General features: G+C 73.5%; 13 protein-coding genes. 4 read left to right on the forward strand and 9 right to left on the reverse strand.

The features are described from left to right. Nucleotides 1-30: 30 nt before the first annotated feature. The 3 genes from ABZ459_RS08440 to ABZ459_RS08450 all read right to left on the reverse strand — a co-directional run bounded on the left by ABZ459_RS08440 (nucleotide 31) and on the right by ABZ459_RS08450 (nucleotide 4,748). On the reverse strand, nucleotides 31-1,509 hold the full coding sequence (locus ABZ459_RS08440; protein WP_357967558.1) for a BTAD domain-containing putative transcriptional regulator: 1,479 nt from the start codon (nucleotides 1,507-1,509) through the stop codon (nucleotides 31-33). Nucleotides 1,510-1,558: 49 nt separating this feature from the next. Then, complete coding sequence (locus ABZ459_RS08445; RefSeq protein WP_357967561.1) at nucleotides 1,559-3,439, reverse strand: sensor histidine kinase; 1,881 nt, start codon at nucleotides 3,437-3,439, stop codon at nucleotides 1,559-1,561. Between the two features lie 115 nt (nucleotides 3,440-3,554). After that, nucleotides 3,555-4,748, reverse strand: a complete 1,194-nt coding sequence (locus ABZ459_RS08450) for an MFS transporter (RefSeq protein ID WP_357967563.1) — start codon at nucleotides 4,746-4,748, stop codon at nucleotides 3,555-3,557. Between the two features lie 58 nt (nucleotides 4,749-4,806). Between ABZ459_RS08450 and ABZ459_RS08455 the strand changes: the two genes are divergently transcribed. After that, nucleotides 4,807-5,772, forward strand: coding sequence for a DUF5937 family protein (locus tag ABZ459_RS08455; protein ID WP_357967565.1), 966 nt, complete (start codon nucleotides 4,807-4,809; stop codon nucleotides 5,770-5,772). Between the two features lie 20 nt (nucleotides 5,773-5,792). Here the strand turns inward: ABZ459_RS08455 and ABZ459_RS08460 are convergent, their stop codons facing one another. Continuing rightward, nucleotides 5,793-6,773 (reverse strand): terpene synthase family protein, encoded by a 981-nt coding sequence (locus ABZ459_RS08460; RefSeq protein WP_357967567.1) that lies wholly within the window; start codon nucleotides 6,771-6,773, stop codon nucleotides 5,793-5,795. Between the two features lie 8 nt (nucleotides 6,774-6,781). Then, entirely contained in the window at nucleotides 6,782-7,327 is a 546-nt protein-coding gene (locus ABZ459_RS08465) for an EF-hand domain-containing protein (RefSeq protein WP_357967570.1), read from the reverse strand. Between the two features lie 152 nt (nucleotides 7,328-7,479). Between ABZ459_RS08465 and glnA the strand changes: the two genes are divergently transcribed. Continuing rightward, nucleotides 7,480-8,841, forward strand: a complete 1,362-nt coding sequence (glnA, locus tag ABZ459_RS08470; RefSeq protein ID WP_357967573.1) for a type I glutamate--ammonia ligase — start codon at nucleotides 7,480-7,482, stop codon at nucleotides 8,839-8,841. Between the two features lie 25 nt (nucleotides 8,842-8,866). Here glnA and ABZ459_RS08475 read toward each other — a convergent pair whose 3' ends face one another. Beyond that, nucleotides 8,867-9,211 carry a YciI family protein gene (locus ABZ459_RS08475; protein ID WP_357967576.1) on the reverse strand — a complete coding sequence of 115 codons (345 nt, stop codon included), beginning with the start codon at nucleotides 9,209-9,211 and terminating at the stop codon, nucleotides 8,867-8,869. A 44-nt stretch (nucleotides 9,212-9,255) separates the two neighbouring features. Then, entirely contained in the window at nucleotides 9,256-9,849 is a 594-nt protein-coding gene (locus ABZ459_RS08480) for an AAA family ATPase (RefSeq protein ID WP_357967578.1), read from the reverse strand. Nucleotides 9,850-10,294: 445 nt separating this feature from the next. Here ABZ459_RS08480 and ABZ459_RS08485 point away from each other — a divergent pair, with 445 nt between their 5' ends. Then, on the forward strand, nucleotides 10,295-11,008 hold the full coding sequence (locus ABZ459_RS08485; RefSeq protein WP_357967580.1) for a hotdog fold domain-containing protein: 714 nt from the start codon (nucleotides 10,295-10,297) through the stop codon (nucleotides 11,006-11,008). Between the two features lie 56 nt (nucleotides 11,009-11,064). On the opposite strand, the gene ABZ459_RS08490 is transcribed toward ABZ459_RS08485, so the two are convergent. Then, nucleotides 11,065-11,913, reverse strand: coding sequence for an alpha/beta hydrolase (locus ABZ459_RS08490; RefSeq protein WP_357967583.1), 849 nt, complete (start codon nucleotides 11,911-11,913; stop codon nucleotides 11,065-11,067). Between the two features lie 112 nt (nucleotides 11,914-12,025). On the opposite strand from ABZ459_RS08490, the gene ABZ459_RS08495 reads away from it, so the two are divergent. Beyond that, on the forward strand, nucleotides 12,026-12,712 hold the full coding sequence (locus ABZ459_RS08495; protein WP_357967585.1) for a type 1 glutamine amidotransferase: 687 nt from the start codon (nucleotides 12,026-12,028) through the stop codon (nucleotides 12,710-12,712). Between the two features lie 76 nt (nucleotides 12,713-12,788). On the opposite strand, the gene ABZ459_RS08500 is transcribed toward ABZ459_RS08495, so the two are convergent. Further along, nucleotides 12,789-13,352 (reverse strand): HXXEE domain-containing protein, encoded by a 564-nt coding sequence (locus ABZ459_RS08500; RefSeq protein ID WP_357967587.1) that lies wholly within the window; start codon nucleotides 13,350-13,352, stop codon nucleotides 12,789-12,791. Nucleotides 13,353-13,381: the final 29 nt, after the last annotated feature.

The raw sequence follows: 13,381 nt of genomic DNA on the forward strand, positions 1-13,381 counted from the left end.
CATTAGCCTAGTACTACCCGATTTTTATCGTCAAAGCGACGAAAAGTGTCCCATGTCGCCAGGGGTGACCAATCCGGACTCGTAGGCCGCCATCACCAGCTGCGCCCGGTCGAACAGCCCGAGGTGGTCCAGCAGCGACTTCACCAGCACCGACACCTCCTCCTCGGGCAGCGCGAGCGTCTGGCCGATCTGCCGGTTCGTCAGCCCGCGCGCGACGAGTTTGAGCACGTCGAGCCGGGCGTCGGAGAGCCCGGCCAGCGCCGGCGGCGAGGCCGGGTCGGTGCGGCCGGCGAACGCCGAGATCAGCCGGGTGGTGACCGCCGGGTCGATGAGCGCGTCCCCGGCGGCGGCCGCCCTGATGGCGGCCAGGAACTGCTCGGGAGCCGAGGTCTTCAGCACGAAGCCGCTCACGCCCGCGCGCAGCGCCGCGTACAGGTTCTCGTCGCTGCCGAACGTCGTCATCATGACGACCTTGGGCGGGCGTTCCCCGGCCAGGATCCGGCGGGCGGCGGCCAGGCCGTCCAGGTGCGGCATCTGGATGTCGAGCAGCACGACGTCGGGCCGGTGCGCGCGCACGCCCGCGATGGCCTCCTCGCCGTTGGCGGCCTCGCCGGCCAGCGCGACGCCGTCCTCGCTGTCGAGCATGGCGCGCAGCCCCGCCCGGACGAGCGCCTGGTCGTCGGCCACCAGCACGCGCAGCACCCGCTCATCGGCGGCGGCCGGAGCCGGCGCGGCGGACGGCGCGGCGGACGGCAGTGGGGGCGGCTCCTCCAGCCGCTGGGCCAGCATGTCGGCCTCCAGCCGGCGCAGCCCGGCCGACAGGTCGAGCCCCAGCTCGTCCCGCCACACCGCGCGGGCCCGGCGCAGCGCGGCCAGCGCGTCACCCTGGCGGCCCATCCGGTACAGCGCGAGGGCCAGCAGCCGCCACGCCTCCTCGCGCAGCGGATGGGCCGAGGCGTGCGCCTCCAGGTCCGCCACCAGGGAGGTGGCCCGGCCGAGCGCGAGACCGGCGTCGGCGCGCCGCTCGACCGCGATCAGCCGCAGCTCCTCCAGCCTGCCCGCCTCGGTCGCCGCCCAGGTCAGCTCGGCGAACTCGGCCAGCGCCGGCCCGCGCCACAACCCGAGCGCGCTCTCCATGGCCGCCCACACCTGCGGCGGTGGCCCCTCGGTCTTCACCAGGCTCTCGAACCGCCACGAGTCCACCTGGTCGGGCGCGGCGCGCAGCGCGTAGCCGGGCGCGGCCGAGACCAGCACCTCGGCCTCCTCGCGCGGCGCGCGGCCGGGTTCGAGCGCGCGCCGCAACCGGGAGACGTAGCCCTGGATGGTGGACAGGGCCTGCGCGGGCGGATCGCCCGGCCACAACTCGTCGATGAGGGTGTGCACGGGCACGGCCCGGCCGCCCGCCACGAGCAGACGGGCGAGCACCGCCCGCTGCCGCTGGCCGCCGAGGTCGAGGGGGACGCCGTCGCTCCAGGCGTGGAACGGTCCCAGTGCGGTGAATGTCAGCATGTCAGGGGTAAGCGTAGAGGGAGAACACGTCCGGGGATATGGCGAATTGTCACAGGGGGAGTTCGGCGTGGACAACCGTGCCGCCTCCCGGTCCCGCTCGTACGGCGCAGGTGCCCCCGAGCTCGGCGGCCCGTTCGCGCATCGAGCCCAGCCCGACGCCGGGCCGCGCGTCCGGCGGCAGGCCGATCCCGTCGTCGCCGACCGTGACGCGCAGCCGGTCGTCGCGGCGCAGCGCCACCGTGATCCGCGAGGCGCAGGCGTGCTTGCGGGCGTTGGTGAGCGCCTCCTGGACGATGCGGTAGGCCGCGACCTCGACCGCGGCGGGCAGGCCGGTCAGCTCGCCCGACGTCTCGATCGGCGTCCCGGCCAGCTCCTCGATCGCGCCGGCCAGGCCCAGCTCGTCCAGGGCGGGCGGGCGCAGGCCGTAGACGAGCTGCCGGATGTCGCCGGTCACGGCGTCCATGCCGGCGCGCAGCCCGGCCAGCAGCCGGTCGGCCTGCTCGGGGGCGCTGTGCATGGTGAGCCGGGCGGCGTTGATCGACATGGCCATGCCGGTGAGCGACTGGCCGAGCCCGTCGTGCAGGTCGCGGCGCAGCCGCCGCCGTTCCTCCTCCCGCGCGGTCAGGATGCGCTCGCGCGAGCGCTGCAACGCCGCCGTCAGCCGTACGGCGTGCGCCGCGTCGGCGATGTACGGCGTGATCGTGGCGATCACCCGCTCGTCGTGGGCCGCGGGGAACCTGCGACGGTCCGTCGGCCCGATCAGCAGCAGCCCGACCGGCTCCCCGTGCCACACCAGCGGGACCGTCCTGGCCGCCGCGCCCACCACGCCGGACGTGGTCACCGCGCCGTCGGCCTCGACCGCCACGCCGGTCACCGACAGGCCCTCGCGCAGCACGTCGAGCGTGGCCAGCAGGCCGTGCACCGGGTCGGTGTGCTGGAGCCGGTGCCGCAGCCGCCGGGCCAGCGTGCCGGGGACGCCGGTGCTGCCGTACAGCAGGCGGTCCACGCCGCGTTGCAGGCCGCGGCGCATCGGCTGGAAGAACGCCCCGGCGAACAGGGCCGCCGGGATCCCGGCGATCCGGTCCACCTCGGACAGGAACAGGCTGAGCGCCGCGCTGACCGCCACGTACACGAGCGTGATCACGATGGCCAGGCCGGTGCCCACCAGCGCCCTGCTGATCAGCGTGTCGATGCCGAACAGCCGGTAGCGCAGCACCGCCACGGCGATGGCCGCCGGGATCAGCGGAATGGCCAGCGAGGCCACCCACCAGACGTCCGCGCCGAGCATCCAGGGCACCAGCAGGCCGGGCAGGGCCACCAGCAGCCACAGGAGCTGCCGCCGCTCGACCGCGTCGCCGCGCCGGAAGCGCACGACCAGCGAGGCGAAGGCCAGCACCATGCTCGCCGAGAGCGTGCCGTGCCCGGCCTCGCGCAGCTCCGGCCGGCCGGTCAGCAGCCCGGCCCAGTCCAGCGCCTGCCCGGCCACGGCCAGCGCGACCACCGGCCGCCAGCGCCGCGACAGCAGCCTGCCCACCGGGTACAGCAGCGGCAGCAGGACGCCGAGGGTCAGCTCGCAGACGTTCCAGGTCAGGTTGACGACCGGCCAGCGCGGCCCCGGCCGGCCGTCGAGCAACTGGTAGAGGTTGGCCGACAGGATGTTGGCCGCCGCGCTCGCCCCGCCCAGACACAGCAGCCAGCCGATGACCAGCCGCGGCCTGCTGTGCACGAGGATCGCGCCGAAGACCGGGAAGGCCGTGCCCGCCATGTCCTCCGGCGCGAACGGCAGCGGCGTGTACGGCGACGGCGGCAACTGGGCGGTCACCCAGATGTCGGCCAGCTCCAGCACGACGGCGAACGTGGCGATCCCGATCGCGACGCGGGGAGTGGCCAGCCTCGTCACCGCCCGGCGCGCCCAGACTGCGTGGCGCATCCCACCATTTCCTTCCGTGATCGGCAGGAAATTATCGGGAAGAAGCCAACATCCGATCAAAATTCTCTCAACGGCGGCGGATTCCGTGGAGCGCCGCCCATGACCTCAGGCCGGGTCAGCGCAGCCGGATCGCCGGGCCGAGGGCCAGCATGCCCGCCGCCGACACCAGCGCGACGCCGCCCACGGCGAACCACAGCGCCTTCGGCCCGGCCGCGAGCAGCGGGCCGCCCATCAGCGGTGCCAGCACCGAGGCCAGCGACCAGGCGAAGCCGAACAGCCCCGAGTACCGCCCCCGCAGGTGCTCGGGGGCCAGCGCGGCCACGATCGTCCCGGAGATGCCCGCGGTGATGATCTCGCCCACGGTCCACACCGCGATCGTGACGGCCAGCCAGAACGTCGTGGTGACGAAGGCCGTCAGCGCGAACCCGGCCCCCATGACGGCCAGCCCGAGCGCGAACGTGCGGGAGGGGTCCCTGCGCCCGAGCCAGCCGGAGACCAGCGGCTGCACGACGACGATCAGCACCCCGTTCAGCGCCATGGCCAGGCCGAACTGCCCCGTGGTCAGCTTCACCACCGACGTCATCGCGACCGGCAGCATGGTCACGGTCTGCAGGTAGACCAGCGCGTTGCCGAGCACGACCAGCGTGAAGGCCACCATCAGCCGGTCGCGCAGCACGACGCCGAACCCGCCGCCCGACCCGCGCGCCGGCGGCCGGGTCTCGGGCACCGCCCGCCACACCAGCGCGGCGAAGAGCAGGCACGAGGCCGCGTCGATCCAGAACAACCAGGCGAACCCGACGCTCGCCAGCCAGCCGCCGGCCGTCATGCCGACCGCGTAACCCAGGTTGATCGCCCAGAACAGCAGCCCGTACGCGCGGGCCCGCTCCGACGGCGACACCAGGTCGGCCACCAGGGCGCTGGACGCCGGCCGGTAGATGTCGATCACCAGCCCGAGCACGAACATGGAGGCGACGATCGCCGGCAGCGAGGTGCTGTAACCGAGCGCCAGCATGGTGGCGGCGGTGGCCAGCATGCCGCCCGACAACGTGACCCGGCGCCCGATCCGGTCGGTGAGCACGCCGGCGAGGATCTGCGACAGCAGCGAGCCCGCGCCGTAGACGCCCATGACCAGGCCCACGGCGGTCACCGACATGCCGCGCGAGTGGGTCAGGTACACGCCGGTGAACGGCATGACCAGGGTGCCCAGGCGGTTGACGAGGGTGCCGCTCCACAGGGCCCAGAAGGGCCGCGGCAGTCCGCCGATCTGGGAGCGGAGGAAGGAAGGCTTTTCGACAGCGGTGCTAGACACGGATAAAGGGTCAGGTCTGGGTGGCCGAGGTGCCATCGATTTAGTGCACACTAAAACCATGGCCGTCACCTGGGACCTCAAGCCGGAGGACGTCGCGCGCATCCGGTTCGCGTTCTCGCCCATGTGGGAGCTGGTCGCGAGCCTGCGCACCCTCCAGGACCCCTCCAGGCAGTCGATCCACCTGCCCTGGATCAAGGCCGTGCGCCCCCGGCTGGCCGGGCTCGACCTCGACGAGCTGTTCGCGCTGGTCCCGCCGTCCGGCTACCTGGCCGACTTCATCACCCCGCCCCCGCAGACGCCGCTGCCCGACTTCGCCGCCGAGCTGGCGCAGGTCCGCGGCACGCCGCCGGAACGCGCCCGCACGGAGGCCGCGACCATCGCGGGCAGCGACCGGGCGCGGCTCGACCGGTTCATGGCGGACCCGGCGGCCGGCGTCGCCCGGGTGGCCGGGGCACTGGAGACGTACTGGCGGGCCTGCTTCGAGGAGTTCTGGCCGCGCGTCTACGGGCTGCTCGAACGCGACGTGCTGCGCCGCTCCCGCCAGCTCACCCAGGGCGGGGCCAGGGAGCTGTTCGCCGGGCTCGGCCCCGCCGTGGAGTGGACGGGGGAGCAGCTGCTCATCGACCGGCCCTGGTGCCACGCGGGCGGCCTGCACGGCGACGGGCTGCTGCTGGTGCCGAGCGCGTTCTACTGGCCGTCGGTGGCCGTGATGTCGGCTCCGTACCAGTCGATGCTCGTCTATCCGGTGCTCGGCGTCGGCACGCTGTGGGAGCAGGGCCCGCCGCCCGCCCCCGGCGCGCTGGCCGCGCTCATCGGCCGCAGCCGGGCGCAGATCCTGCTCGCGCTGGCCGAGCCGAGCACCACCTCGGCGCTGGCCGCCCGGATGTCGCTCACCCCGGGCGCGGTCAGCCAGCACCTCGGGGTGCTCAGCGACGGCGGGCTGGCGGTGGGCCTGCGCCTCGGCAAGCAGGTCGTCTACCGCCGGACGGCGGCCGGCGACATGCTCGCCGGCGCCTCCCTCTGACCGGCTCCCGCTGACCGGCCTCAGGCGTACCGGGACGACTCCAGCAGCCAGTCCAGGTGGGCGCGCGGCGCGGCCAGGTAGGCGCAGGCGACCTTGCTGACGTCCCTGGCCGCCTTGGGCGGCAGGTCGTCGAGCGGCAGCCGCCTGGCCGCCCGGTTCATGTCCTGGCAGCGCCCGGCGATCCGGTCGAGCACCCACGCCACGGCCTCGCGCTCGCCCAGCCCGAGCTGCCGGACCGCCAGCACGACCAGGTTGTGCACGTCGCCGCGCTCCTTGGGCCGCGAGGCGACGTCGTTGCACCAGGCCGTGACGTCGCTGCAGGCGTCCACCAGCTCCCGCCAGGGCTCGCACTGGACCATCCAGGCCGGCACCTCGACCCGCAGGCACGGCTCCACCAGGTCGTACAGGTAGGGGCCCACGGTGCCCCTGCGCAGGGCCGGGTACTCCTCCAGCGTCGGCATGCGCCCGGCGGCCCGGTTGTCGGCCTCGGTGCGGCACGCGTCGGCCTGGCGGCGCAGGTTGACCGCGAAGCGGGCCCGCCACTGGTCGCTCATCCGCGCGCTGGTCACCCGCCACAGGTCGGCGAAGGCCGCCTCCAGCGGATGCCGGGCCGCGCCCTTGAGCATGCCGCCGAAGATGTCCAGCGGGCACGACCCCTCGTCCAGCTCGTCGTCGAGGTGGAACAGCCAGGTCAGCCACTGGGCGAACAGCGCCGCCGCGGCCGCGTCGAACTCGGCGAACGCGCGCCCGGCCATCCGGTGGAAGCCCACCCCGGCGTCGGCGCGCAGGCCCGTCCGCCTGGCCCAGTCGATGACCGCGGCCTCGATGGCGTACACGGCCGGGTGCATCCGGCAGGGCGCCCCCATCGCCGGTACCCGCTCGACGAGCGGCAGCAGCGCCAGCGCGGGCGAGCCGCCCTTGCGCGGCAGCGGCAACATCGGCTTCCAGTGCAGGACCGAGCGGAGCGCGGTGCGCACCGTGGCGAACACGGTGGTGCTCACGGCCGTGTTCACAGCGGACCGTAAAGCCAGTTGCCCGCGGCGTTCGGGTCTGAGCTGCGGTAGTAGTCCTCGGCCGCGCGGATCAGCTCCTCTACGGTGAGCGCGCCTCTGCCCTCGCGGTCGAGCCGGTCGAACGCCTCGTCCACGTCGTCGTAGGCGGTGCCGAACGCGCTCAGCATCGTACGGAACTCGCCCGGCCGGATCAGGCCGTCGCCGTCGCCGTCGCAGAGCTGGGCCACCGCCACCGTCGCCGGCCGGAAGACCGGCCCGTACCGGTCGCCGGTGACGAACGCCGCCGTCATCCCGCCGCGGAAGTCCGTACGCGCGATGCCGGATTCGCCGTCGCGGTCGAGCGCCCGCGACAACGTCGACCAGATGCCGTCGAAGCTGCCGACGAGCCGGTTGCCGGTGACCGAGGTGGGGGACTCCCCGAAACCCACCAGCAGGCGCGCGCCCAGCCCCAGCAGGTCCTCCCGCTCGACGACGCCGTTGCCGTTCGCGTCGATGTGGTCGAACGCCCGATCGAGCTTGTGATTGAGCAGGTCGATAGCCACCAATGCCTCCCCCGAGACTAACTGCGTGATCACAGTAGATCTGGGCGGCCCCTTTGTCAGTGAGGCTCGCACCGGCGCCCCCCGTAACGTGTGCGAAACACGGGCACGGCATGCTGATACAAGACCCGCACTGTCTTCAACGAGGGGACGCCTTGGACCGCCAGCAGGAGTTCGTGCTCCGCACGCTAGAGGAACGCGACATCCGGTTCATCCGGCTCTGGTTCACCGACGTCCTCGGCTTCCTCAAGTCCGTCGCGATCGCGCCCGCCGAGCTGGAAGGCGCCTTCTCCGAGGGCATCGGCTTCGACGGCTCGGCGATCGAGGGCTTCGCCCGCGTCTACGAGTCCGACATGCTGGCCAAGCCCGACCCCTCGACGTTCCAGATCCTGCCCTGGCGCAGCGAGACGCCGGGCGCGGCGCGCATCTTCTGCGACATCCTGATGCCCGACGGCACCCCGTCGCACGCCGACCCGCGCTGGGTGCTCAAGCGCACGCTCGCCAAGTGCGCCGACATGGGGTTCACCTTCTACACCCACCCCGAGATCGAGTTCTTCCTGCTGAAGAACCGTCCCGAGGCCGGGCAGCGGCCCGAGCCGATCGACTCCGGCGGCTACTTCGACCACACGCCCCACAGCTCCGGCCACGACTTCCGGCGCCAGGCGATCATGATGCTGGAGTCGATGGGCATCTCCGTCGAGTTCAGCCACCACGAGGGCGCCCCCGGCCAGCAGGAGATCGACCTGCGCTACGCCGACGCGCTCACCACGGCCGACAACATCATGACGTTCCGGCTGATCATGAAGGAGGTCGCCCTGGAGCAGGGCATCTGGGCCTCGTTCATGCCCAAGCCGTTCACCGAGCACCCGGGCTCGGGCATGCACACGCACATGTCGCTGTTCGAGGGCGACCGCAACGCCTTCCACGAGGCGGGCACCGACTACCGGCTGTCGAAGATCGGGCGCTCGTTCATCGCGGGCCTGCTGCGGCACGCCGCCGAGATCACCGCCATCACCAACCAGTGGGTCAACTCCTACAAGCGGCTGTGGGGCGGCGCCGAGGCCATCGCGGGGCAGGGCGGCGAGGCCCCCTCCTACGTGTGCTGGGGGCACAACAACCGCTCGGCGCTGGTCCGGGTGCCCATGTACAAGCCGCACAAGGGCGGCTCGACCCGCATCGAGTTCCGCTCACTCGACTCGGCGTGCAACCCGTACCTGGCCTTCGCGCTGGTGCTGGCCGCCGGGCTCAAGGGCATCGAGGAGGGCTACGAGCTGCCGCCGGCCGCCGAGGACAACGTCTGGACCCTGACCAGCGCCGAGCGCCGGGCCTTGGGCATCCAGCCGCTGCCCGGCTCGCTCGACGAGGCCATCGCCGTCATGGAGCGCAGCGAGCTGGTGGCCGAGACGCTGGGCGAGCACGTCTTCGACTTCTTCCTGCGCAACAAGCGGGCCGAGTGGCGCGAGTACCGCCGTACGGTCACCGAGTTCGAGCTGGGCCGCTACCTGCCGGTGTTGTGAGGCCGGGCGGGGAGACCCGCCCGGTTCAGCCCTTGAACTCGCGCACCTCGACCGGCAGCACGCCCACGGCGCGCGCGAGCCGGCGCCCCCACTCCAGCGCGCCGTCCAGGTCGGGGGCCCGGATGACGGTGAACCCGCCGACGTGCTCCTTGCCCTCGGTGTAGGGGCCGTCGGTGGTGAACGTCTCGTCCGCGCGCATCCGGATCACCGACGCCTGCTCGGCCGGGGCCAGGCCGCCGGAGAAGACCCACACGCCGGCCGCGCGCATCTCCGCCTCGACCGCGCCGATGTCACGCATGATCGGCTCCAGGACCGCGGGCTCGGGCGGCGGGCCGTCGGGCTCGAACAGGGTGAGCAGGTACTGCTTCATGGCGGGGTCCTTCCTCGTGCGTCCATGTTCCCCTCGGGACGCCGTCAGTCGGCGGGGGCGCGGTCGGCGCTGTCGAAGACGATGTGCGTCAGCAGGTCGGCCTCGGCGCGGGTGAGCACGTGCGCGCTGACGGCCGGGGCCGGGTCGCCGCCGGTCACCCGTGCCAGCAGGCTCTCCCAGCGGCGGCGGTGGCGGGCGAACGTGCGGGGCGCGACCACCCGGCCCCTGGCGTGCTGCCCGGCGACCGCCGCCTCCGGCGGCGCGTCGAGCAGCAGCAGGTGGAAGCTCGCCCGCTGCCTGCGGGCCAGCCAGGCGAACCCCTTCAGCACGTACGTGGCGCAGCCCCGGTTGTGAGCGAGGACCGCCCGCCCGCCGGCCAGCGCCCGGCTGATGCGGCTCAGGTGGGTGGCGAACACCACGGCGCGGCGCACCGGACGGGGGGCCCAGGGAATGCGGCCGTCCCAGCGCAGGCGGGACTGCCCCGAGTCGATCACCACGACCGCGTCGGCGGCGACGGGCGCGCTCTCGGCGCCGTGGAGGCCGTAGAGGCGGCGCAGCAGCGTGGTCTTGCCGGCGCCGGGCAGCCCGGTCAGGATGACCAGCGACCCGGGCGGAAAGCGTAACGTCGCCCGCTGCACAGACCCACCCCGCCCGATCGGATTCGCTTCGACCCCTGTGCGCGCCAGCATAGGGCGCGGCGGCACACGGCGGGCGGGCCCGGCCGCCGGAACGGTCCGACGGGATTCACCGGGAATGGGCCCGGGGCGGGGAAATCACGGGATAAGGTACTGCCGACGCCTTGATCGGTCTCACCCCGGATACAGATACGGCTCCGGGTTGGGGCCGATTTTCGTTGTTCCTCACCCCCGAGTCACATCCGTGCCATGGACGGCGCCGACCCTGGGAGGGGACGGCAGGGGGCGGCCGGGGAAGTTTCGGCCACGCCTGTGGCGTTATGGCATGAGTCGGCCGTCGTTCAGGGACCCCCAGCATCGTGGTAATCCGGGAGTCCAGTAAAATCGGCCTACTCTTTACGATATTTCCGGACTTCTCGCCTTGTGGGGCGATATTGGAGGGTGTGGCATGACGACGGCTGCCCTGCAGACCGTGTTGACCGTTCCCGAGCGTTTCCGGGGCCCGGTGGGAGTCGCCAACGGCGGCTGGATCGCGGGCACCATGGCAGAGGCGCTGAACGGCGGCCGATCAGCGGTCGAGGTCACGCTGCACGCGCCCACGCCCCTGGAGACCGAGCTGCGCCTGGAGCACGTCGCCAACAGCGTCTCGCTGTCCGACGGCGACAAGGTCCTGGTCGAGGCCATCCCCGTCGCCGAGACCCTGGCCGGGCCCGGGTTCGTGCCGTTCACCGACGCCGCCCGCGCCGAGGCCGGGTTCGTCGGCCTGCAGGCTCACCCGTTCGCCGAGTGCTTCGCCTGCGGCCTGCGCGAGCCGGGCGACGGCCTGCGCATCTTCCCCGGCCCGGTGGAGGGCTCCGACCTGGTCGCCGCCGGGTGGCGGGTGCCGTTCACGGTGAGCGGTGAGGACGGCGTGCCCGCCTCGATCGTGGGCGCGGTGCTCGACTGCATCACCGGCTGGGCGCACTTCGGCCCCGGTGAGTCGGCCCTGCTCGGCCGCCTGGTCGTGCAGATCAACGGCCCGGTGCTGCCGGGTGGCCGCTACTCCGTGGTGGCCCGTCCGACCGGCCGCGACGGCCGCAAGATGTACGGCGAGAGCGGCATCTACGAGGACGACGGGACCCTGGTGGCCGCCGCCCGCGCCACGTGGATCGCTCCACGCTGACCTGCTCAGAACAACGGCCCCCGAGCTCGGCTCGGGGGCCGTTGTCATGTCCAGGGTCAGGGCCCGGTGATCCGTTCCAGGACGGTCGTCACCGGCTGCTCGTCGAACAGGATCGTGTAGTGGTTGCAGTCGGGCACGACCTCGTCGCGCAGGCCGGGCACGCGGGCCGTCCAGGTCCGGGCGACCTCGTCGGGGAGCATGCCGGTGTCCTGGTTCAGCAGGCCGCGCGGGGCCCGGAGCAGGTAGGTCGGCGCCTTGATCTCGGCCAGCGCGGCGCCGATCCCGGCGGTCTCGGTACGCATCCAGCGCCCGTCCGCCATCACGGCCTCACCGACCGCTCGTGAGCGCATCGCGCCCTCGGGACCGGCCAGGTCGTAACGCACGTACGCCTCCACGTCGGGGCTCCAGTGGCCGACGAAGGCCGGATGGGCCTTGAAGAAGTCCACGTACTCCTCCGGGGAGGCGAACGTCTGACGCAACCGGGCGAGCGCGGGGCCGAGCGTGGCCGCCAGCGCGGCGTCGGGGTCCTCGCCCTCGGGCAGGGGGAGCGGGAGGCCGCCGTCCACCAGGACGACCCGTTCGAAGGCGCGCTCGGCCCCGGCCAGCACGGCCACGTACGCGCCCATCGAATGGCCGGTCAGCACCGCGTCCGGGCCCGCGCCGACGTGCTCGGCGACGCGCAGGACGTCCTCGGCGTGCCGGGGCAGCCCGTACGGGCCGGGCAGGGAGGCGCTGTGACCGCGGCCGCGCAGGTCCATCGCGATCAGCGACCACTCCTCGGGCAGCCGCCGCCCGACCGCGCCCCAGGCCATCAGCGAGGCGCTGATGCCGTGGACCGCGATGACCTTGCGGGGGCCGGTGCCGAACGTGGCGACGCGGAGCCCGCCCACTTCGTCGAATCTCATAGCCGGATCCTAGGGATGCCGTCCGGGGCCGGGCGTCACCGCCCGTGCGCGGGCACTTCGCATGACGGACGTAAGGGCGCTTTCACCAAAAAATGCGGATAAATTACCCGCTATGCGCATCACCGTGATCGAGCACGAGGCCGGCGCCGGGCTCGGCTACCTGGCGGACTGGCTGGGCCTGACCTGCGACGTCGTCCGGCCGTACCGGGGCGAGCCGGTGCCGGGACGGGCCGCCGACGGCCTGATCGTACTCGGCGGCGCCGCGGCCGCCTGGGAGGACGAGCGCAGCCCCTGGCAGCCCGCCACCCGAGCCCTGCTGCGCCGTGCCGTGGAGGAGGGCACGCCCACGCTCGGCATCTGCCTGGGCGCCCAGCTTCTCACCCTGGCACTCGGCGGCACGGTCGAGCGCGGCGGGAACGGCCTGGAGGTGGGGGCGTGCGAGGTGGTCGCGCTGCCCGCCGCCGCCTCCGACCGGCTGCTGTCCGGCGTCCCGGCCAGGGCCACCGCCGTCCAGTACCACCAGGACGCCATGACGCGGCTGCCGGCGGGCGCGGTGCCGCTGATGACCGGCGTCCAGTACCCGAACCAGGCCTACCGGGTCGGCGAGCGCGCCTGGGCGGTGCAGTTCCACCCCGAGGCCACCCCGGAGATCTTCACCTCCTGGACGGAGGAGTCGGACCTGGAGTCGGCCGAAGACCTGAACGCCGCCGTCAGGGCCGCCGCGCCCGCCCTGGTCGCGACCTGGCGCCCGGTCGCCGAGGCGTTCGCCCAGGTGGTCGAAGCCTCCCACCCGGCCTGACGCCCGCCCACGAACCTCCCGCCCGGCCTGACCGCTCAGCTCGGCTCGGGGGCCGGGGGGGAGATGTCGGTGCGGGTCAGAACCAGCGGTCGCGGCCGAGGCCGTCCGTGGCCGAGGACTCGGCGGCCCGCTCGTGGCGGCGGGTGAGCAGGTGGGCGGCCGCGTGCACGCCCCCCACCGTCAGCGGCAGCGCCGCGAGCCCGAACGCGGTCGACCGCCCCGGCGCCGCCACCACCCCCGCCCGCCGCAACCGCCGCCACGCCCACGCCGAGAACGGGATCACCACCAGCGGCGCCGTCACCACCCCCGGCGTGTACCCCCGCGTGGCGACCGCCTGCGCCAGGTGGACGACCCCGTGCAGCCCGAACCCGGCCAACACCGCTTGGAACACCGGGCTGCGCCCGCCGCTGCGCGCCCCCAGCGCCGCGGCGCCCGCCACCACGCCGCCCATCAGCCCGATCGCCACGTTCACCCGCGCCTGCGACACCTCCAGCCGCTCCCACGGCACCCCCGGGTACATCCGCTCCAGCCGGGGACGGGCCCGCCGCGCCCATCCCGCCATGGTCGCCAGCTCCTCGGCGTCGTGCACGGCCCAGGCCGCCAGCAATCCCCAGGTCACCGCCGCGGGCATCCGGCTCATGTCGTCCCCTCCTCAGCAAAACGCAACGC

The organism is Nonomuraea sp. NPDC005692 (assembly GCF_040631115.1).
Taxonomy (GTDB): domain Bacteria; phylum Actinomycetota; class Actinomycetes; order Streptosporangiales; family Streptosporangiaceae; genus Nonomuraea.